Annotated in this window: 17 protein-coding genes; 4 read left to right on the top strand and 13 right to left on the bottom strand. The window is 38.1% G+C overall.

Features of this window, described 5'->3' with window-relative positions:
- Positions 1 to 99: 99 nt before the first annotated feature.
- From EL165_RS09090 to EL165_RS09065, 6 genes are all read right to left on the bottom strand, one after another.
- Positions 100 to 1,668 carry an ABC transporter permease/substrate-binding protein gene (locus EL165_RS09090; protein ID WP_002977680.1) on the bottom strand — a complete coding sequence of 523 codons (1,569 nt, stop codon included), beginning with the start codon at positions 1,666 to 1,668 and terminating at the stop codon, positions 100 to 102.
- Positions 1,665 to 2,585 carry an ABC transporter ATP-binding protein gene (locus tag EL165_RS09085; RefSeq protein WP_002977681.1) on the bottom strand — a complete coding sequence of 307 codons (921 nt, stop codon included), beginning with the start codon at positions 2,583 to 2,585 and terminating at the stop codon, positions 1,665 to 1,667. The genes EL165_RS09090 and EL165_RS09085 overlap by 4 nt, the downstream gene beginning before the upstream one ends.
- Positions 2,586 to 2,594: 9 nt before the next feature.
- Entirely contained in the window at positions 2,595 to 3,764 is a 1,170-nt protein-coding gene (gene egtB, locus EL165_RS09080; protein WP_002977682.1) for an ergothioneine biosynthesis protein EgtB, read from the bottom strand.
- Positions 3,765 to 3,841: 77 nt separating this feature from the next.
- A complete protein-coding gene (locus tag EL165_RS09075) occupies positions 3,842 to 4,825 on the bottom strand; it encodes an L-histidine N(alpha)-methyltransferase (protein ID WP_002977683.1) in 984 nt (327 codons plus the stop codon).
- A 226-nt stretch (positions 4,826 to 5,051) separates the two neighbouring features.
- Positions 5,052 to 6,230, bottom strand: a complete 1,179-nt coding sequence (locus EL165_RS09070; protein ID WP_002977684.1) for an FAD-dependent oxidoreductase — start codon at positions 6,228 to 6,230, stop codon at positions 5,052 to 5,054.
- Positions 6,231 to 6,311: 81 nt separating this feature from the next.
- The gene (locus tag EL165_RS09065) at positions 6,312 to 7,160 is read right to left on the bottom strand and encodes a helix-turn-helix domain-containing protein (protein ID WP_002977685.1); all 849 of its coding nucleotides are present in this window, start codon (positions 7,158 to 7,160) and stop codon (positions 6,312 to 6,314) included.
- A gap of 196 nt (positions 7,161 to 7,356) precedes the next feature.
- On the opposite strand from EL165_RS09065, the gene EL165_RS09060 reads away from it, so the two are divergent.
- Positions 7,357 to 8,406: an alpha/beta fold hydrolase gene (locus tag EL165_RS09060; RefSeq protein WP_002977686.1), complete on the top strand. Its 1,050-nt coding sequence runs from the start codon at positions 7,357 to 7,359 to the stop codon at positions 8,404 to 8,406.
- 66 nt (positions 8,407 to 8,472) lie between these two features.
- On the opposite strand, the gene EL165_RS09055 is transcribed toward EL165_RS09060, so the two are convergent.
- Both EL165_RS09055 and EL165_RS09050 read right to left on the bottom strand, forming a co-directional pair.
- Positions 8,473 to 9,615, bottom strand: a complete 1,143-nt coding sequence (locus tag EL165_RS09055) for a 1-acyl-sn-glycerol-3-phosphate acyltransferase (RefSeq protein ID WP_002977687.1) — start codon at positions 9,613 to 9,615, stop codon at positions 8,473 to 8,475.
- Positions 9,616 to 10,052: 437 nt separating this feature from the next.
- Positions 10,053 to 10,373 carry a GIY-YIG nuclease family protein gene (locus EL165_RS09050; protein WP_002977688.1) on the bottom strand — a complete coding sequence of 107 codons (321 nt, stop codon included), beginning with the start codon at positions 10,371 to 10,373 and terminating at the stop codon, positions 10,053 to 10,055.
- Positions 10,374 to 11,012: 639 nt separating this feature from the next.
- On the opposite strand from EL165_RS09050, the gene EL165_RS09045 reads away from it, so the two are divergent.
- Together EL165_RS09045 and EL165_RS09040 are read left to right on the top strand one after the other, a co-directional pair.
- On the top strand, positions 11,013 to 13,484 hold the full coding sequence (locus EL165_RS09045; protein WP_002977689.1) for a TonB-dependent receptor: 2,472 nt from the start codon (positions 11,013 to 11,015) through the stop codon (positions 13,482 to 13,484).
- A 71-nt stretch (positions 13,485 to 13,555) separates the two neighbouring features.
- Positions 13,556 to 13,972 (top strand): helix-turn-helix domain-containing protein, encoded by a 417-nt coding sequence (locus EL165_RS09040; RefSeq protein WP_041461653.1) that lies wholly within the window; start codon positions 13,556 to 13,558, stop codon positions 13,970 to 13,972.
- 41 nt (positions 13,973 to 14,013) lie between these two features.
- On the opposite strand, the gene EL165_RS09035 is transcribed toward EL165_RS09040, so the two are convergent.
- Complete coding sequence (locus EL165_RS09035; protein ID WP_002977691.1) at positions 14,014 to 14,622, bottom strand: master DNA invertase Mpi family serine-type recombinase; 609 nt, start codon at positions 14,620 to 14,622, stop codon at positions 14,014 to 14,016.
- Between the two features lie 116 nt (positions 14,623 to 14,738).
- Here EL165_RS09035 and EL165_RS09030 point away from each other — a divergent pair, with 116 nt between their 5' ends.
- Positions 14,739 to 15,326 (top strand): TaqI-like C-terminal specificity domain-containing protein, encoded by a 588-nt coding sequence (locus EL165_RS09030; RefSeq protein WP_081457759.1) that lies wholly within the window; start codon positions 14,739 to 14,741, stop codon positions 15,324 to 15,326.
- Here EL165_RS09030 and EL165_RS09025 read toward each other — a convergent pair.
- The 4 genes from EL165_RS09025 to EL165_RS09010 all read right to left on the bottom strand — a co-directional run bounded on the left by EL165_RS09025 (position 15,310) and on the right by EL165_RS09010 (position 22,272).
- Positions 15,310 to 19,065: a type IIG restriction enzyme/methyltransferase gene (locus tag EL165_RS09025; protein ID WP_002977693.1), complete on the bottom strand. Its 3,756-nt coding sequence runs from the start codon at positions 19,063 to 19,065 to the stop codon at positions 15,310 to 15,312. The genes EL165_RS09030 and EL165_RS09025 overlap by 17 nt on opposite strands.
- 125 nt (positions 19,066 to 19,190) lie before the next feature.
- Positions 19,191 to 19,676: a hypothetical protein gene (locus EL165_RS09020; RefSeq protein ID WP_228370506.1), complete on the bottom strand. Its 486-nt coding sequence runs from the start codon at positions 19,674 to 19,676 to the stop codon at positions 19,191 to 19,193.
- A 62-nt stretch (positions 19,677 to 19,738) separates the two neighbouring features.
- Positions 19,739 to 20,992: a phthiocerol/phthiodiolone dimycocerosyl transferase family protein gene (locus tag EL165_RS09015; protein WP_002977695.1), complete on the bottom strand. Its 1,254-nt coding sequence runs from the start codon at positions 20,990 to 20,992 to the stop codon at positions 19,739 to 19,741.
- Positions 20,989 to 22,272, bottom strand: coding sequence for a condensation domain-containing protein (locus EL165_RS09010; RefSeq protein ID WP_002977696.1), 1,284 nt, complete (start codon positions 22,270 to 22,272; stop codon positions 20,989 to 20,991). The genes EL165_RS09015 and EL165_RS09010 overlap by 4 nt, the downstream gene beginning before the upstream one ends.
- Position 22,273 lies beyond the last annotated feature (1 nt).

Here is a 22,273-nt window from a genome sequence, read left to right as displayed (position 1 = left end):
TTGTCAAATTTTATCCTGTGAAGATAGTATTTTAAAAAAAGACGTTTGTAATTTTTATCAGGAAGAACTAGGAGAATTTGTTTTATTGAATTACATCCTTTATTTCCGATCAAAATACTTCTTAAGGTCAGAAATATTCCTGATATGAAGCTCTTCAGCCTGGTTGCTGCGCATCATCAGTGCATAAGCATTATTGAACCCTAAAGGCTGCAGCCATTGAATTCCATATTGTTTTTCAAACGCTGCATTCACATAGTGGTAGGTTTTATCGGGACTTTGGGAAACCTCTCTGATTGTTTCTGCTGAAGGTTTTAAAAGAACCAGAAGGCCGGTTCCCGTATATTCAGGGTAAAAATCAATTGCGTCATTCATTAAGGCATCAAAACAGATTTTCGTTCCCCCTAAACCGGTTTTGGTTTCCACTTTATAGCCGGTATACCCTTCAATAAGCATAGTATACATTTCCGCAAGGATATATTGTTCACCAAAGATTTTTGAACCAATCCGGATGGTTCCCGAATTTCCTTTCCGGGGACTTTTATACAGGGTATTGCGGATGAGAAAATCCTTTGCAATCCTTTCCGGAGTCTGGTGGAGATGATCAGCTCTGTAATTCAGGTCCGTCATGATGGAATCATTGAATTTTCCGGCCAGTAGATTTAAGGTTTTCTCCAGATCCGGAAATTTTTTCAGTGTTTTAGTCTTGATAATGGGAGCCGCATAATACGGAGGAAATATTTTTTGATCATCATCCAGCACATACAGATCATATGCTTTGATTCTTCCATCTGTCGAATATCCGCTGATCAGGTCCAGTTCTTTCTCATAAGCGGCCTTATACATAATTGCATCACTCACTACAAGAGGGTTAACATTGAGTCCATATACGGAACGAAGCCCGATATCACCGTCCTGTCTTCCCATAAATTCCGGGGTAAAACCGGCTTTAATGGTTCGATGTGACACTGATGTCAAAAGATAGCCTGCTCCCAGAACAATAAGAATAGCAGGAAGAATATATTTCAGCTTCTGAAAAAATCTGTAGCCTGATTTTTGGATCATCGCAATGATCTGATCCAGTACAACGGCCAGCAATGCGGCCGGAATGGCTCCGGCAAGAATCATATTCGTATTGTTGAGCGAAATCCCTCCGAAGATAAATTCTCCCAGACCACCTGCTGCCACAAAAGAAGCCAGGGTAGCTACGCCCACATTAATAACCGCTGCAGTCCTGATTCCTGCAATGATTACCGGCATCGCCAGAGGGAGTTTTACTTTAAAAAGAAGCTGCCTTCTGTTCATTCCCATGGCTTTGGCTGACTCAATCACTGCAGGATCAACCCCTGTAATTCCGGTATAGGTATTCCGGATAATGGGAAGAAGAGCGTAGATCAGTAAAGCCGCAATGGCCGGTTTCGGACCAATGCCGAAAACAGGAATCATAAATCCCAGCAGAGCAATACTTGGAATAGTCTGTAAAATACCGGCGGCGCCCAACACCGGACTGGAAAGCTTTTTTTTCCTGGATATCAGTATGCCTAAAGGCACTCCGATCACGATGGCCAGAAGCAGTGACAAAAAGGTAAGCCCAAGATGCTGAATGATCTGCACAGCCAGCTTTTCGTGTTGTTCAGCAATAAATTGCCAGAGACTCTGCTGCTGTGTCATACCATCTGTGATTTTTTATAATGATTAAACGCTTTCACCACTTCTTCATAAACTTCAGCGTTTTGATGATCAGAACTCAGTTGCTGCAAAACATCCCAGACACTTGTATTATCAGTACTGTCCGGTCTGTAGTATGAGTTTTCAGGAGTAAGAAACGGACTGATATGATGCAGCGCGGCTACTTTATATTCTAACAGAAGCCGGTTTTCAGCAAAAAAATCACGGACAAAATGCGTGGCAGGCTGATAAAGCATTTCCCTGGGAGTACCGGTCTGTATGATTTTCCCGTTATCCATCAGACATATCCTGTGCCCCAGTTCAAAAGCCTCCTGCACATCATGGGTAACCAGGATGATGGTTTTATTTTTAAGTTCTTCCAACGATTTAAATTCAGAATGAATATCAGCTCTGGTAATATTATCAAGTGCTCCGAATGGCTCATCCATCAGCAAAACAGGGCTGTCTGCAATCAATGCCCTTGCGATGCCTACCCGTTGCTGTTGCCCGCCGCTTAGCTCATGGGGGAATCGTTGCAGAACTTCTTCAGAAAGATGGAGCTTTGCCAGGAGCTCATGTGTTCTTCTTTCCGTTTTCTTTTTGTCCCATTTCAGAAGTTCAGGAACTACGGCAATATTCTGCTGAATTGTATAATGAGGAAATAACCCGGAATGCTGCATCACAAAACCTATTCCCATTCTCAAATCCTCGGGTTTCTGATCCCTGATATTTTTATCATTAATGAGAATGTTCCCTGAATCTGCTTCTATAAGACGGTTGATCATCTTAAGCGTTGTGGTTTTCCCGCATCCGCTTGTGCCTAAAAGAACAAGGATTTCCTGATCAGATGCCTGAAAAGAAATATGATCCACTGCTTTTTTTCCGTTAAAACTCTTTGAGACTGATTCTACTGTGATCATAGGTGAAAATTACCGGGCAAGTCTGATTCCTGTGAACTGCCATTTTAAATTAGGCTGAAAAAAATTACGATAGGTCTTTCTGCTGTGTCCCGGAGGTGTCGCTTCTGATGAACCTCTTAATACCATCTGATTCACCATGAATTTTCCATTGTATTCACCTACAGCTCCTGCTTCTTTCTTAAAATGAGGATAGGGCAGGTAGGCAGAATTCGTCCATTCCCAGCGTATTCCCCAGTCAAAATAATCTGAAGCAACTTCCCATTCTTCTTCAGTAGGAAGGCGCATTTCTTTCCAGGAAGCAAAAGCAGAGGCTTCGTAGAAATTGATATGGCACAACGGGGCATCGGGATCTGTTTCCTGTAGTCCGTTGAGTGTATAATACATCCACTTGCCTTCAATATAATGCCAGTATAGCGGAGATTTTGCAGAATTTTGTTTCACCCAGTCCCATCCTTCAGCATGCCAGTGCCTGAAATCTTCATACCCGCCGGCTTCCATAAATTCTAAAAAGTCCCTGTTGGTTACCAGCTGACTGGCAATTTCAAAGTCTGTCAGATATACTTTATGCCTTCCCAGTTCATTATCAAAACAAAATCCTTTCCCTTTAAAACCAATTTCATACACTCCTTCAGAAAAGCTGAGCATTTCGGTAGTTTTTGAATTGTTTTGTACAGATTTTTCTTCTGTATAAGCCGGGAAAAGCGGATTATGTCCTAAAATATACTTAATATCAGTGATTAATAATTCCTGATGCTGCTGTTCATGGTTAAGTCCCAAATCCAGAAGGAGTTCAACAGCTTCTGTCAGAAATGAACTTTCAAGAAAAGCTTTCATGTGTTCATCCACATACTTTCTGTATTGGTATATGTCTGAAACAGAAGGACGGCTGAGGTTTCCGCGGTCCGTCCGGATAACCCTTGCTCCGATGGTTTCATAATAGCTGTTAAAAACAAAATTATACTGAGGGTCAAACACTTTGTAATCAGGAAAATGAGGAACAAGGATGAAGGTCTCGAAAAACCAGGTAGTATGTCCAAGATGCCACTTCGGCGGACTTACGTCAACAATAGGCTGTACTACATAATCTTCAATTTCCAGTGGGGCACAGATTTCTTCGGAACGTGTGCGGACGTCCATATACTTTTTCGTAATATCTTTTGTGGTGGTATCTGGTGTCATGTCTTTTAGTTTTTGATGATTGGTTTAAAATGAAAGAAACATGATTTATTTTCACTTTGCAGATGCTGTACAGTTTTTTATTGTACCTGCCAGATCACATCTACAAACCATTTTTTAGAATCTCTGATCTCTCCGGTTATGGAAAATCCCGATTTTTCACCCAGCTCCCTGATCTTTTCAGGCGAGAACTTCTGTGAAATCTCCATATCAATAAGCTCATTTTCTTCAAATGAAATTCTCGTATCGCCAATCGTTACCTGCTGGCTGATAAGGCTTACAAGGAAACTTCTGCAGGCTCCGGAGATGGGGGCATAAGTCTGGTAATGCTGAAATTGTTTCAGATCAAAATTACCGCCAAGTTCATTGTTGATACGGCTCAGGAGATTAAGATTAAAAGCAGCGGTAATTCCTTCCTTATCATTATAGGCATTCAGAATAGTATGTGGATTTTTCTTCAGGTCAAATCCTACCAGTACACGGTCTTTGGAAGACAGGCTTTTGTTCAGATGCACACAGAAATCTTCAGCTTCTTCCAGGGGCATATTCCCGATATTGCTTCCGAGGAACAAAACCACTTTTCTCCGGTTGGATAATGCAGCTGCTTTTTGGAGCATTTCAAAATAGTCACCTTCCAGACAGGTAATTTTCATTTCAGGTAAACGATTGCTCAGTTTTTCATGAAGTATCGAAAGGATATTTCCTGAAATGTCAATCGGCATATAGGTAAAATCAACCCCTTTGCTCATAAGTCCTTCGAGCAGATAGGTTGATTTCATTGCATCTCCTGCGCCTAATTCAATCAGGTCAAAAGATTCAGTTCCGGGAATAAGGAGTTCTATAAGTTCATCTGTTTTATTCCTGAAAATATCCAGTTCACAACGGGTCAGATAATAAGCAGGCATAGCCATTATTTTCTGAAAAAGATGATCACCGGTTTTATCGTAAAAATATTTTGAAGATAATTTTTTAGGAGTACTCTGCAGTCCGTTCAAAACATCTGAACGAAATATATCTGCAGCATTTTTTGCAGTCTCAGTGTGTGAATCTAACTGTACATTCATAAATCTTATTTTGTGTGGTTGGGTAGATCACTGCAATTATCCTGCCTTTTAAAACATGAAAATTTTTGCCTTTATCTAATTAAATATAAACAATTTTACTTTTAATAATTTGAATTTCATAATGTTTTTATCAAATGTGGTACTTTTTATCTCATTATCCAATCAAAACCCTGAGCTCAGACATAAAGTCAAACAGCTTTATAATGGTTCTTTATTTCCAATACCACTATTGGTTCCCATGCAGGATTTCACCACCTTCCAGGGACATTTCAATAGCCTGGTTACTATACATGACCATTTGTTTTTCATAATCTCCAACAGCTTCCGGAATACTGTTTTTGCGGATCAGATAACGGGTCAGAAGAGCAGCATCTGTAAAGGCTGTATTGGCTCCCACTCCTCCAGCAGGGCTCATCGTATGAACAGCGTCCCCCAGTGCGGTAATATTTCCGGATTTCCACGGTTCCTTTTGTAAAGAAGACCGGATAGGAGTGACAGATAAGGAGGACCTGTCTGCGTACTGAAATAATGCCTTAAGCTTAGGATGCCACTGATGGGTCACTTTATGAACAGCATTTAAAATATCTTCTGTTGAATGGCTGTAGAAATCAGACTTTACCATTCCAAAAACTTTGGGATTGCCGATAAATGCCCAGTAAAAATAATCGGAGATCGGGCTGAGAAGATCCCAGGACGGATCTTTTCGGGAAAAATCAAAAGACATAAAATCTGTAATTAAAGAAAAACGGTCACCAATGATCACTGAAGTGCCTTCCTGTAATTCCTTGGCAATGGCGTGCCGGGCTTCCTCAGAATGAAAAGTTCTCCCATAGATCGTAATATTCCCGGTATTGATTTTTCTGTCTCTGCAATATTCCTTTCCGATTCCGGAGTGAACTCCGTCGGCAGCTACTACCAAATCTGCAGTGTAGATAGAGCCGTCTGAAAATGTAAGTTCCACTTCATCAGTTTTTGTTTCCTGCCACTCTGTGAGTTCTTTTCCAAAACAGATATTGTCCTGTATGCCCTGAAGCAGAATTTCACGCAATGTCAGGCGGTTGGGTTTCAGATCAGGCATTTCTTTTACTCCGTCACTCCAGGATTCTACAAGAGGATTTTGAGAGCTTTCAAGAGTTGTTGTTAAAACCTTCATTCCGCTGTAGCTTGCCGCGCAGGTAGCAAGGAACAGCCTGTACAGATTTCCGGGAAGGCATTCCTCTAAGGCCCTTCTGCCGGGCTCATTCACCCTGATTCTGTATCCTTGTGAACGGGTGTTTACTGCAGCATCTTTTTCAAATACGGTGCATGGGATTCCATTCTTTTTTAATCCCTGAGCAAGGCACAGTCCTCCCAGTCCGGCTCCTATAACAGCAATACGTTTGTTTTTTAATTGTTGTACCATCATAATTGTTGATCAATCTTTTTATTATTTCTTATAATTGACGGGACAAAATTAGAGCCTGGGGGCAGGGAATACGAGAGCTATTTAACGGTGATGATGGGACAAATCATGGTTTTCGGCTCTGAACTGTAAAGCGGTCATTCCTGTTCTTTTTTTAAAGAACCGTGAGAAATAAACAGGATCATCAAATCCCAGCTCAAAGGCAATCTGCTTTACATCTATATGGGTGTAATACAACAGACGGCGGGCTTCCCACAGAATTTTCTGCTGTATCCAGAAGCTGGCAGGGTATCCGGTAACATCTTTTACGGCTTCATTCAGATAGAGTGGAGTAATATTCAGGAAATCTGCATACTGCTTTACCTGTTTGGTTGTCCTGAAATGCTCTGTGATCAGCTTTTTAAACTGCCTTGTAATCGAATACCTTTGGCCCCGGTATTGAAAATTTTCTGTTTCTGTTCTTGAAATTCTTGAAATAATGATCCCAACTGCGGATTCAGCCAATGATCTTGTGATGGAAGGAAGATGTAGCGCAGGATCTTTTTCTGCTTTTTCAAACAGTGGAGGCAGGTCAAAAATAATATCATTTTCCGTAACGGCTGAAGACTGATGGAGCCATTGGCAGAGGTCCAGTATTTCACGGTAAGATTCAGGAATAAGTTCAGCTTCTATGAATAAAAACCATCCTTCGTTGTCTCTCTGGTGAATATACTGGTGAATTTGCCCTGGACCGGCAAAACATAAGGAAGGACCTTTTAAATCTATCCTGTTAAAATCTATTTCCATTACAAAGTCTCCTTTCTGCTGAAGAATAAACATATAATGATCATCCCTGTGAATTTCAGCCTGTTTCTCATGGAATATGGATAAAGGCATCAACAGGACAGCTGAATTTTCCAGTTGATTGTGATGGGAAGGAATTGCTTTTTTCATATGTTTTACGAAGATACGTGATAAATGATGATTGATGGTTGATGATTGATGTGTTGCTCAGGTAATTTACTTATTCTGCTGTCTGCTTTAACGTCCGAAAATCTGGATTCACCGCTTAATATGACCTGTTCAAAGTTTTTGTATTGAGTTCCGGTTCTGCTTTATCATAATTTTACCATTATAAAACCTCACGATTATGAATACTACATTGAACTTCAGTAAAAAAATAAGATCCGCTTTATCCCTGATCATTTTTATAGGGACAGGATTATTATCACTAAAAGCACAGGCTCCTTCCACTGGTGAAAAAGACAAGGAAAGTACAGCAGTCAGATCAGCTTTTCAGAATACAAAGAAAATCAGGGCCGGGCTGTTGGATGTTGGATATGCAGAAGCAGGACCTCAAAATGGCAAACCTGTTATCCTTCTTCACGGATGGCCGTATGACATCCATAGTTTTGAACAGTCTTCTGCCATACTTGCTGAAAAAGGCTACCATGTTCTGGTACCTTATTTAAGAGGGTACGGAACAACAACTTTTATATCACCTGATACAAAACGTAATGGCCAGCAGAGTGCTGTGGCATTGGATATTATTGCTTTCATGGATGCACTTAAAATTGACAAGGCCATCATTGGCGGCTTTGATTGGGGTGCCAGAACTGCGGATATTATGGCAGCATTGTGGCCCGAGCGCTGTTCCGGACTGGTGGCCGTAAGCGGATATTTGATTGGAAGCCCAAAGGCAAACGAAAAACCTCTGCCTCCGAATGCTGAATTTTTATGGTGGTATCAGTATTACTTTTCAACTGAAAGAGGGTATAAAGGGTATAAAGCTAATACTTTAGCTTTCAATAAACTGATATGGAAAACAGCCTCACCAAAATGGGCATTTGATGACCAGACCTATGAACGTTCTGCAGCAGCATTCAATAATCCTGAACATGTTGACATCGTGATCCACAATTACCGCTGGCGTCTGGGATTGGCGAAAGGAGAAAAGCAATATGATGCGCTTGAAGCCAAATTGGCAAAATCTCCATCTATCACAGTTCCGACAGTGACCCTGGAAGGAGATGCCAACGGAGCTGCCTTTCCTGCTCCAGAGAGTTACGCCTCAAAGTTTACAGGCAAATATGCACACCATACGTTAAAAGGCGGAATCGGACATAATTTACCACAGGAAGCTCCAGAAGCATTTGCAGAAGCGATCATGGAAGTAGATGCTATGTCACAGGCAAGATAAAACCTGACGGATTAAGAAAAAAACCACCGCTCAATGCAGTGGTTTTTATTGTATCTTATTAAAATGTTATTCCTGAAAATCCTTTTCAGTCTTTAGTTTATTAGCCAGAGGATTGGCGTACATAGCCAGGAAATATTCCCTGGAAACAGGATCCGACGGATCAATACGCATTTCAAGTCTGCGGACAAATAATTGTTTTTCCTGTTCCGTATATTCGGAAGCGTAGGTATTGGTATTGTGCAGGAGGTCGTAAGCGATGTACTTGGTAGGCCAAAGCTTATAATTACTGATGATGGAGCGGTCAATCACCTGGGCAATTGCCTGTAGCTGCTTGTTTTTGTTGTCGATGGTAGTTGCAATTTCATCCAGTTCCGTATCAAGCACATCACCGGCATGAAGGTGAATGCGTTTTTTCTGTCCCAGAATTCCGCTCAGGATATTGGTGAAATCTTCGTTTTTCCCCTTGATGTATTCTTCATCCCTGTGTTGTGCCAGCAGTTGGGGCATCTTTAGGGAATCTGTAGGATCATATTCATAGGAGATGGATACCGGTACAATCTTTAAGGATTTAAAATAATCCGTCAAGGACTGGTCACCGGCTGCCATGGCCAGCATTTTCAAAACACCCTGCTGGGTAGAATCGTTACCGTCTTTGGTACGGCCTTCACGTTGGGCAATCCATACGGAACGGTTTTTATTATACAGTTGTTCCCTGATATATTCAGACATTGTCTGTGAACTGGTGAGCTGTTCACGAAGAGGAAGGCCTCTTTGCACCAGGAAGTTGCGGTTCAGCTTGGCAAGTACATTTAAAAACTTCTTGCGGACAAGATTATCCCCGATCGCCGAAGCGGTCATAATATAACCACCTTCCAGCAAAACCAGGTTAAGCAGTGAAGTATCCAGAACAATATCCCTGTGGTTGGAGATGAAAAGGTAAGGGGTGTTTTTATCCAGCTTATCGAAACCCGAAGTCGTTAAGCCGTCAGAGCTTTTCGCAAGGATCTGCCGAACAGCAAACGCCACAAACTGATGCTGGAAATCACTAATGGAATGAACATTTTTGAACTGCTCCAGCCATACCTGCTCATCCGTATCAGGAAAAGTAAAATTCATCAGTGCTTTCATCATGGGATCACGGGCTATGCTCTGTAATCTCTCATTCACTTCCTGATCATAGAAATACCGGATTTCATCAAACTTAGACATGCGGTTGGGTAAAAATTAAAACTTTTTGCAAAAGAACGAAAATTTATTGGGGGATTAGGTATAATGGGTGTTAAAGTATTATGAGGGGCGTAGGAGTTGGGTGAAATAGTTGTGCAATAGATCGGCTTGCACAGGCATTCAATTTGTTGTTCCGTGAGCTAAGTTTTTGTGTCTTATTTGCGCCCACCTTATCATTCCGCAGGAATCTAAACTATTATTTTATCATTATTTATTATTAAATGCTTTCTGTGTCCGGATTCCTACGGAATGACAAGCGTTGTGGATAGGCTATGAGAATAATTGATATTATGTCTGGAGAAAGTAGTCAGCTATACGCCAATACTTTAGCGTCCACCTTGTCATTCCGTAGGAATCTAAACTATTATTATCATCATTTATATCCAATTAAAAGTATAGAATGCAAAAAAATATTCATATCAAAGCCAATTCTCAAACAAGTAATTTAAAAATTCTAAATTAGGATTTGTACTCCTTATCAATTCAAGTTTCTTAATTCTTGACCAGTTTTTAATTTCCTTTTCTCTTTCAATGGCATGATGAATCCAATTATATTTTTCATAATAAATTAGAAATTCAAGATTATATCTTGCGGTGAAGCTACCGGGATTTAACTTGGTTTTGTGTTGATACAATCTCCTGTGGAGGTTTCCTGTAACACCAGTATAAAGTACTTTTCTGCTTTTATTGGTAAGAATATAGATATAGTAGGTATGGCTTCCTTTTGAAAACTTAATCATTTGTGTTTGTTTTACAAAAGTTACAAAAATTCTTACTGGTGTTGCAATAATCTAAACTGTTATTTTATCATTATTTATTATTAAATGCTTTCTGTGTATGGATTCCTACGGAATGACAAGCGGTGTGGATAGTCTAGGAGAATGGTTAATATTATGTCTGGAGTAAGTAAGCGGTTATACACCAACAATTATGCGCCCACCTTGTCATTCCGCAGGAATCTAAGCTGTTATTATCATGCATTATGAAAAAAGCTTCTGTGTCCGGATTCCTACGGAATGACAAACTGAGTGGTTAGACTAGGAGAACGGTTAATATTATGTCTGGAGAAAGTAGTCAGCTATGCACCAATACTTACGCGTCGACCTTGTCATTCCGTAGGAATCTAACCTTTTATTATCATTCTCTGTGAGAAAAAGCTTCTTTGCCTGGATTCCTACGGAATGACAAGCGGTGTGGATAGACTAGGAGAATGGTTAATATTATGTCTGGAGTAAGTAAGCGTTTATACACCAACAATTATGCGTCCCCTTGTCATTCCGTAGAAATCTCGATCATCGTATTTAAGTCATTTAACTGAAAATTCAGAATTCCTACCAAATTGGTTCTCACCTTTGTCCTGTATTAATTCTAATATCACTGTGAAACAAGTAACAATTTTAGTAGCGATGCTGTGTTCAGCGTTAATGATCAATGCACAACAGGGAGCCGGTCAGGGAAAAATAAGTGGGAGAGTTGTAGATTCCAATACAGGAAAAACAATAGATCATGCCAGTATCGGGCTCCTAAATCAGGATAATAAAGAAATCAACGGGACAACTTCCAATGAAAAAGGAGAGTTTTCTATGGATCATATTGCATCCGGAACCTATAAAGTAGCTGTTTTTTATGCAGGATATAAAAATAAAACAACGGCAGACATTCAGCTCGGTGACAATAATGTGGTAGTTACCCTGGGTGATATTCCATTAACAAACGGAGAAACGGCAATAGAAGGAGTGACGATCGTTGGTAAAAAAGCGGTAATTGAAAATAAGGTTGATAAAATTGTTTTTAATGCTGCTAATGATGTGACTTCTCAGAATGGAGCAGCGATTGATGTGCTGAGAAAAGTCCCTCAGGTAACCGTAGATGCAGATGGAAATGTGGAACTTCAGGGAAATGCCAATATCAGGTTTTTGATTAACGGAAAGCCGTCCAGTATATTTGGAAATAGTCTGGCAGATGCACTGGCTTCCATTCCGGCGAGTCAGATTAAAAGTATTGAAGTGGTTTCCAGTCCGGGAGCAAAATATGATGCGCAGGGGACGGGAGGAATCATTAATATTGTTCTGAAAGACAATAAAATAAGGGGGATCAATGGAAGTGTGAATGCCACGGGCGGAACTTTATTTGAAACAGGATCTCTGAATCTGAATTATAAGAATAATAATTTCAGCATGAATGCTTTCTTTAGCGGAAATGCTCAGCTAAAAGCGAAGACTCCTTTTTCTCAGGACAGAACTTCAAGAGATGCAGCTTCTAATACCAGTACTCATTTATTACAGGATGGATATACCGATTTTGAAAGACATGGTTACCGTACAGGTTTAGGTTTCGACTGGAATCTGAATAAATCCAGTTCATTAAGCGGATCCCTTTCTTTCAATAGCTTTTCGAATAAAAGTACAGGATTAATCAATCAACAGCAATACATTACGGATCATACTACTTCTGATGTAACCTCTATTATCGGATCCAGAACTTCTGATAACCAATCTTCCGTTCGTTCTGTAGATGGAAGTCTGAGTTTTAGAAAGACCTTTGCGAAAGAAGGGCAGGAGCTTACGGCAGATTACGTCTTCAGTTATGGTTCTCCGAAGAGCAGTTATTTTCAGACCCAAAGCTTATTGGGAGCAGCAGGTCCTTACAATGGAATTTCAGGGAGCAATCCCGGAACGGATAACAGCCATAATATTTCAGTAGATTACGTTCACCCTTTGAATGATAACGTTACTTTTGAAATGGGGCTTAAAACAGTACAGCAGCATATTACCAATGCTACCGATGTTCATGTTTTGAATACTTCCTCAGGGCAGTATGAAACAGATCCTTTGCAATCCTATCATTTAAATTATGATATGGGAATCTATGCTGCTTATTTTTCTTCCAGATTGAAACTATTGAACTGGCTGGATGTTAGAGCTGGTCTACGATATGAGTATACCACCCTGAAAATCGATTTCCCGAACACGAATATTCCGTCGTATGGTTTGTTGGTTCCTTCATTGATCTTGTCTCACAAATTTGATAGTGATGAAACAGTGAAACTCTCCTATACAAGAAGGCTGGAGCGTCCGGAATATACAGAACTGAATCCTTTCCTTAATGTCAGTGATCCGCATAATATTACCACCGGAAATCCAGCCTTGAAACCTGAAATCGGAGATAATATGGAATTAGGCTACACAAAAAACCTGGCCAATGGAGGGAATATCTCCTTGTCCCTTGTAGAGCGCATCAACAGTCAGGATTTGAAACAGATTACCACCTTTTATCCAATATTTACAGCCAATGGAACAGAGTATACCAATGTATCGGTTACGGCAAGAGATAATATCGGGAAAGAATACAACTCTGGTGGAATTGTCTCGTTATCACTTCCTTTTTTCCAGAACAAACTGAATCTGAGAAGTAATATCATGGTATTTCACCGCTATATTGTAAGCCATATTTATGTAGGAAACTTAGATATGGGAATGCGGTACCGTGCGAATCTGAACCTTAACTATCAGTTTCCAAAGAACTTTGTGTTGGAAGTATTCGGAAATTATAATTCAGCAGCTAAAAATATCCAGGGGAAAAATCCACAATCCATCACCTATACCTTTACCGGAAGAAAAGAGTTCTGGAACAAAAAAGCAAGCTTAGGATTTACCATCACCAATCCGTTCAATAAGTACATCAAACAGGTAACCACTGTGAGTACCGGAGATTATGATTCTTATTCTGTAAGAGAATTACCGTACCGATCTTTTGGGATCAGCTTCAGCTATAAGTTTGGGAAAATGGATTTTAAAAAGGAGAAGGATATTAGTAATGAGTATTTGAATGGGCCGGGATCGGGAGGTTAGAATTAGGTAATGGAATGGAAATAGTTTCTAAATATTTTTTTATATTTAACTCTTTATAATAGATGATGAATATGGAACACAAAATACATCAGGGACGCAATGTAAAACGATTCAGGGAAATGCTGGGCATTAAGCAGGAAGCATTGGCTTTTGACCTTGGGGACGACTGGAACCAGAAGAAAGTTTCTCTGCTGGAACAGAAAGAAATTATTGAAGATCCTTTACTGAAAAAAATCTCTGAAGTATTGAAAATCCCGGTGGAAGCGTTTCAGAATTTTAACGATGAACAAGCTATCAATATCATTTCAAATACTTTCCACGACTTTAAAGATAACTCTGTTGCTTCTGCAATGAACTATAATTGTACATTTAATCCAATAGATAAAATTGTGGAATTGTATGATGAAAAGGTTGCTCTTTATGAAAGGATGCTAAAGGAGAAGGATGAGATGATGGAAAGGCTGGAGAGATTGATTGAGAAGAGATGATTTAAATAAAAAGGTTCAGCAGATGCTGAACCTTTTTATTTTTAATTTAAATGGAGACTTTCTTGTCTGCTTACAAAGCTGCTTACAGTCAATCTGTGTACCCCTAAGATTCTTCCAATTGCAGAGTAAGATACTTTTTTATCCAGAAGTTCTTGAATTTTCTTTTCTTGTCCTGTAAGTTTAGTTTTTGAAGATTTACTTCCTTTAGGTCTTCCTAAAATAACTCCTTCTGCCCGTTTTCTTGCTAAAGCTTCTTTGGTTCGTTGGGAAATTAGATTTCTTTCTATTTCGGCGGAAAGTCCAAAAGCAAAAGCCAATACCTTAGAACTAATATCACTTCCTAACCGATAATTATCTTTTATTGTCCATACTTGTATGTCCCGATTCATACATTCATTAAGAATTCCCATAATCATTAATAGATTTCTTCCTAATCTGGAAAGCTCAGAGCAAATAAGAATATCTCCCTTCTTCATCTTTTTTAAAAGCTTGCCTAGCTTTCTGTCATCTACATTTTTTGCACCAGAGATCGTTTCTTCAATCCATTTATTAACTATTATTTCTTGGTATTGACAAAATTGATTGATTTCAAAACGTTGGTTCTCTACTGTTTGTTTGTCGGTGCTTACTCTGATGTATCCGTAAATCATTGTATTTATTGTTAAAAATTATTATGCTATTTTGATTTAATTTATACCTGTATTGTCTAAAATAATTCTATGCAATAATAATAACAAGGAAATGACCTTTATTAAGAGGACGAGATATTAAAAGATATGATTATGATTTTTCCGATTTATACATAATTACTACATTTCCTAGCCTAAAAATTGATATTGAAAAGTATCCTGCTATAAAACAACATCTTACCTCATTTGGTTATGATAGATTGAATCAGACTGGGGAATTAGGAGCGCGTAAAAAGACTAATAATCAGTGGTTTGAAACACAGGATACGATAAGTTATTGGGAGGATTTTTATAGACAGAAAATAGTCTGGGGTAACCTTAATCTCAAAGCTTCTTATTGTATAGCTCCTGAAGGATATTTTATTAATGCTCCTAGCCCATTTATCACTCCAGCAAGCAACTATCTTTTGGCTATTTTAAATTCAAAGCTAGCAGACTATTATATTAGAAACTTGGGAGTGACAAGAAGTGGGGGATATTTTGAATATAAACCTATGTTTGTTGAACAGCTTCCTGTTCCAATAATACAAAATGATACTGAATCTTTATTTACCAAGCTTATATCCGATGGAATTTCTGATAAAGTAGAAAGTGATATAAATACAATTATTTATAAAATTTATAATTTAACTGAAGAAGAGATCAATTTTATTGAATCTCAATAAAGCCAATTTCATTCTTTTCATAATCAGATAATTTATATAGATCGAAAATAGCCTGGTCTATTTTCTTTTCAATTTCTATTGTCGTTTCATTTATTGATTTTGAATATTGTAAATCTTTGATTAATTTCCTAAAAAGATTATCAATATTATCATCAATTAGAATTACATGAATTTTTTCAAGAAAAATTTTTCTTAATTCTCTTGTTCCACCTATAAGTTCAGGGAAACTATCAATAAAGCAATACTTAAATAAGCTAGAATTAAAAAATGCAGTTAAAAAATGAATATATTTTCCCGTTAAAATGAAACATTTGTTATTTACTAAAAATTCATTTTCGTCATAATAAAAATTCAAAAATTTGGTTATTTCTGGGTAAATAATTTTTGGTCTATAAAAATCCTCCATATAAGCACAATTCCTTAAATTGTATGGCGTATCTCCTTTATCATATCTTTTTTCAATTTCAGTCCAAAAAGAATTAAAATGATTTTTTATTGCAGGGTATTGATTTATATCAATCTTATTAACCTGATTTCCTGTGGAATCTTTAAACCCGTTATGAGTATTGATTAACCATAAATCTTGAAAATCATGGCTGTATCGTTTTATGTCTCTGCCACGTAAAATAGGTCGTATGATTTCGGCAGATTTTGGATCTTCTTTTATTAACTCGGCTCTTTTTTTTCCATCAATAATAAAGGCTTCATTATATCCCGTTAAAATTCCGCGATAGATATTAATGTCCCAATCTTTTAGTGGTGTACCAATTGCCTCTATTTTTCTTTTAATCTCTTTTTCAATCGATGATAAAACAACCCAACTTTCTGAAGAACTAAAATTCGATTTTACAGCAAACTGTCTAAAATAATCGCTCAAATTTTTTAACTCCTTTTCTTTTATGACGCAAGCTAAAGTTTGTTGTCTATTTTTATCCCTTGAAAACATCAGAATATTGGTGTCGACCGTAGCCGTATCAAATATTTGTATTCCTCCAAAATCAATTAGAATTTCAGGATTCGTTTTATCTACAAAAAATTTTCTGAGGCTTTCCCCATAGGCAGCACGCATCCACTTGTTAGAGGTAATAAAGGTAAGAAGCCCCTTTTCTTTTAAGATATTATACCCAAGCTCATAAAATAAGCTGTAAATATCTCCTGTTCTGGCAAAAGTTTCGTAGCTTAATGTTTGCAATGCATCACTTGCGGTTCCCATTTTCTGTAATTGAATGTACGGAGGATTCCCAATAATGACATCAAAACCTGTAAAGTTTCCATCATTATCCAGTACTTCCGGAAATTCAAAACGCCATTCAAACGCATTACGATAAATAACGTTGTTAAGAATTTCTTCTTTTTGTTTTTTAGCTTGCTCAGCCTTGATTTTTAGTTTTTTGAGTTTATCCTTTTCTGTTTTTTTAATGGATTCTCCAAAAGCAATTAAGTTGTTTTGTCTTTGTTCTTCATTTTGGTATTCACCCAATGCTTTAGAAAATTTCTCTTTTTCTTTGTTGTCAAGACTGGATTTTAGATTGTTTTTGATGGTACTGATAATATCTTCAATTTCCCTCTTTTTAGTCTTGGAGTTAGTTGTCTTATAGTCTTTTACAGCTTGCTTGTAATCTTCAACAGAAAATGTAATTTCCTTGCTTTTAAAAGCACTTTTTAAACTGTCATTCAATGCAAACTTACTGATGAGTGAGTTTCCGCATTTAATATTAATATCAATATTAGGAAGTGTTTGAAGTTCTCCTTCATCTGTATAATAAGCATTTTTAAGGAGCTCAATCCATAGTCTCAGCCTGCAAATATTTACCGAGTTAGGATTAATATCTACACCAAACAAACAGTTTTCAATAAGAATTTCCTTTTCATGAAAAATTGCTTTTTGAATTTTTAAACTTTGTGGGTCTTTGCGGTTATAGCTGAATAATTCTCCATCAGCATCAGAAACATAAATTTCATCATTATCAATTTCTATTGTACATGGCAGTTTTTTCCCATCTTCATCTCCCAAAATTCCCAATTCACTTTTAATAACAATCATTTCATTTAGAGCGGAAACAAGGAAATGTCCTGATCCTACCGCAGGATCACAAATCCTTATGGAGTTAACCACTTCATTGAATTTTTTTCGATCTTCTTTCTTGAAAAATGTGTTACAATAATCAATAACATCTTCGAATGTTTCAATGGTATCAGTGATTTTCTCTTTAAATTTTTGAACGACAGATTTTCTCAATGTTTCTCTACACATAAACATGGTAATGGTACCAGGAGTATAGAAAGACCCATCTTTATAACCATTGATTTTTTCAAAAATTAATCCCAGTACAGAAGCATTAATTAAAGTTTTATTTTGCTGCTTATCATTAATTTCAACAGATGCATCCGCAGAAAAATCATAAGCATCTAAAAATTTAAATAGATATTCTAAAGTATTAAGCTTTCCAGTTTGTTTTTTCCCATTGGAACTTTTTAATACTGTAGATGAAAAGACTTCCATTTCCTCATCCATCAATGCTGTAATGTCAAAGGTGAGATCTTCAAGCTCACTCTTTTCAAATAAGCTACTGTTCAGATAAGGAATATATTTAAATTTTTCTGCGTATCGTTGGTGGCGTTCTTTTATTGGCTTTGCTAATGCTGAAAAAAACATTTCATTGAGCGCATCAAAGCCAGGAATGAATTCTGAGTTTAAAAATTTATATTCTGGTGAATCATTATTGTAACTTCTCAGTTGAGATTCTAATAATTTTAAGAAAAGAATTCTGTTAACCCATGTGAGGCATAGTTCCAAACCAACAGTAAAAGACTTTTCTTCATTATTAGGAATATTTTTAACCTTTATAAGATAATCTTTGTCTTCAAGGGTAAAAATTGTATTTTCTAACAATGGACCATAATCTGCTTCTTTAGTTTTTTTTCGTTGAATAATCTTCTTACCACTTTCTTTTACTTCTTCAAGTCCTATGATGTGAAGAAGCTCATTATAAAAGGCTTTATTAAGCTGATTACTGTCATTCCCAAAGCTTTTTCCAAGTAAATGTACATCAGAGAATAACTTGTAGATATTAACAAGCTCTTTATCTTTAAATTTTGAAACTTCTTTATTTCTAAAATCAAGATATACAAATGGAAGAGTATCTTCTACTTGTTCTATATATTTCTTTGCTATTTCATTATAGAATAGTTCATTTTTTATGGTATCTTTTAAACCATCTCTAAATGCTTTGTATTCTTTAATTAATTCACTGTTTTTATAAAATAAGTTGTAGAAATCACTTGCATTGAAAAAGAACCACTCAAAACCATTGGTGATTATAAGGTGCTTAATATTATTGTTCTTATAATCAACCCTTTCTCTAAGATAATACAACAGCATTTCTTGAAATGCCTTTTTATTAAGTTGTTTCTCTGTTGGAAATTCTACTCTATTACTTGGTTTTTTTGCTTCTATTAAAACTCCAACGTCAGAAGTTGCATCTTTACCCAGATAAATTGCCAGATCAATTCTTTCTTTTGTATTGATTTCATTTTCAGAATAAAAAGTTGATGAAAGAAATCTTGATATTGGAGATTTTAAATGCTCCTCACTCTCATTTCTACTGTCAACTAAATTGATAGCATTAATACATTCTTGAAGTTTTGTTGAAAAATCATCAATATCTCCTCTTAATGGTTTAAATTTTTTGTATGCAGGGTTAAGTGCTTTCTGAGGTTCGAGTTTATTAATTTTCATGTGTTATTGTCTAAAATAAGAGGGGATTAATTTAGACAAAATTGTGGTATAAAACAAACGGGAAACCTTTATGTATCTACAAATTATATTATATTGGTAAAACGTCTTTAATTTTTTAAGAAGTTTTATTGATTGATATTTAAAACGCTTGCTCCCGCCCTCCTACACATCCACCTCCTCAACCTCCACACCGGCAGATACACAAACACCACAGACAGCACACCAGCCAGCACACCCACCACCACAGCCATTGCCGTAGCATCCAGCTTATAATCTTTTGAGAAATTGTACTGTCCTATAAAGAGCAGGGATAAAACCAATGCTCCTGTAATCAGACCGTGTAAGATGCTTAGTTTGGTCATGAGCTTTTTAATATTCAGCTGTTCATCTACGGTAAACTCTATGGCTTCCTGGCTGGCGGCATCGGTAACCCTTTTGATGATATCAATGGTGAGGACTACCGGAAGGAAAATAGCCATCGGCAGGGTAAGGCGGGCCAGGTTTTGGGTTCCTGAGAAAAAATGGGTGTAGCCTAGCTCTTTGAAGCTGGCATAGGCAATGATGAAATTAAAAAATACATTCGGGAGGACATAGTAAATTGTACGCTTCATGAGAAAGCGTCTGAGGGTAGTTTTTTTTATAGGTTTTGGCTTTGGAGGCTTTATTTTAAATTTCATAGTGAGGCGGTCAATAGCTCAATGGCTTTATCTTTTATCTTGTGGGCTTCCTCTTTGGGAAGGAAATTTTCATTGGACATGAAGGTGAAGTCCATCTGCTGGTTGTACGTACTGGCGACTAAGGTATTCGAGTTCAGCCATGGGAAAGCCACGGTAGGACTAAAAACCGTTTCCAGACTGAAGTTTTTATAATCATTCGGGATATTCACCTTTCCCATATTGGATAAGGTCACATCATGGCCGCCTTCGCTGGATTTCAGCATGCTGATCATACGGTCTACAATGGGATGCATATGTTCTCCCATCCACAGGAGCTCACGGGCTTCCAGTTTATTGATTTTCTCCGTAAGGTCTTTTTTGATCTGTTTGGCATTGCCCAGCACATCCTTACTGCCTTTTTTGATGGAAAGCTCTACCGTTGGGGCAAAAGCAAATAAATGATCTTCCTTGATTTCGGGAATAAAATGACGCACATCTACGGGACTGATCACCTTCCCTTTGGCACGGTCTCCCTGAACATCACGGAAGGCCTGCATCACCGAAGAACATAGCAAAGCATGTACAGAAATTCCGTTGGCTTTACATTTTTCAGTGATCAGTTTTGTATCCTCAGGGGACATTTTCCAGTGAATGGCGTAGTTTTTCCCAAGGTTTCTCTTTTTACTTTTTCGCTGGATAGAAAAGAATATTCTGGCAAAAAGCAGATAAAGGCTGGCTTTATATTTTTTAATGCCTGTATTAAAATCCGAAGGCAGAAAATCATCTACCGATTCAAAAGCAACATAAGGAATCAACGGCAGATAAGGATTGTCCAGCAGGCTCAGAAGCTCACGTAGTAAAGTCACTCCGGTGGTTCCGTCTGAAATGCAGTGGGGCATGATCCAGATGATTTCCGAAGTATCCTTTCCTTTTACCCATACCACTTCAGCCAGTGGCTTTTTGGGTTCTTCAAAGAATCTGAACCATCCTTTTTCGGATTCTTTAAACCAGTCGTCATCTGTTTTTCTTTCTACAATCCGGAGCGGAATGGGTTCAATATCTTGTTGTCCTATAAAATAAGGATAGCGTCCTTTGCTGTGATCAATATTAGCTCTCAGAATAGGGTGTTTCTGCTGGATTTTGAGTAGGGCAGTTTTAAACGTTTCTTCAGCAATCTGCCCGTTGATCTTTGCCGTGTAAACACAGTTTAAAGGCGTTTCAGGATCTACATACATGATCCTTTCCACCATCATTAAAGGTCTTTTGATCATGATACTGCCATTTGTTTTAGTTGTGAATGAATCGTTTGCATCACTTCGTCACGTACTGCCATGGCATCGGTATACGGTAAATAACCTTCGCTTCCCATGAAAGAAAAATCCATTTTGCCACGGTAGGTAGAGACCACCAGGGTAGTGGTATTCCCCAAAGGACCAATGACAGACGGGCTGAGGATGGTTTCCACCGTAAATGCTTTGTACTCATGAGGAATCTGAATACGTCCCAGATTCGAAAACATACAGTCGTTGGAGGATTTCCCGTTCTTTAAAAGCCTGGTAAAATTCTTAAGCGCGTCATGTCCGGATTCCATCACCATCATGGTGAGGTAAGGATTCAGCTTTGAGGTCTTCTGTTCCACAGATTTCTGCATGGCACGGAGATTATCCGTAAAGCTTAGCTTTTCATCAGCAGACACCACAATCATCAGCCCGAAAGCGAAAATATGGTCTTCTTTGATCTGTTGGGCAAAACGCCTGATGTCTACCGGACAGGAAACTTTATTGAAGGATTTTTCTCCCCTTACTTTTTTAAATGCCTGCAATACTGCTGCACTCAAAAATGTATTCACTGTTACCCCCTGGGATTTACAGTAAGAGATTAATTCTTTGCTTACCGTTTCATCCAGCTTCCAGTTGATCAGGTAATCACTCTGTCTTTCCACAGCTTTTTTGCCTACCGGGATCCATTTGATGGCGGTAGCAGCCAGTCTTCCGATAAATCTGGCCTTCAGTCTCTGTCTGCGGTTGTTCAGAATATGGGCAGGAACCACATCTTCAATGCCTAAGATCGGGTTTTCTGTCCCGATGTCGGCCGCGGGATTGTCCAGAGCGATTAAAAACTCCTTTAAGAAAGCCATTGCAGAACCACCATCGCAAAGACAATGGTGGAACGCAAATAACATGTCAGAAACGTCTTCCCCTTTGATCCAGACAAACCGGATCAGGGGTAATTTTTCATAACTAAAGAGGGTGTTCCATTCTTTCCTGGATTCTTCCTGCCACTGATCTTCACTTTGTCTGGTGACGATTCTTACAGGAATGGAAACCGTTTTTTCAGGAACGTTAAACCATGGAATATTTTTTTCATCATGGCTGATCAATGCTCTCAGCCATGGATGTTTGTTTTGAATCTGGGCTAATGCCTGCTGGATCTCTTTTAAGGTAAAAGTTCCTCTCAGCCTGAACGGAATGACCGCGTTAAAAGGTTCTGTTCCGTCCCCTAATAACATACGTTCCCCGAATAGCAATCTTCTTTTTACAGGTGGATTCATA

It is taken from the genome of Chryseobacterium gleum (assembly GCF_900636535.1).
GTDB lineage: Bacteria > Bacteroidota > Bacteroidia > Flavobacteriales > Weeksellaceae > Chryseobacterium > Chryseobacterium gleum.
The sequence above is the reverse complement of the archived record's forward strand: the minus strand, read 5'-3'. Positions and strand labels throughout refer to the sequence as shown.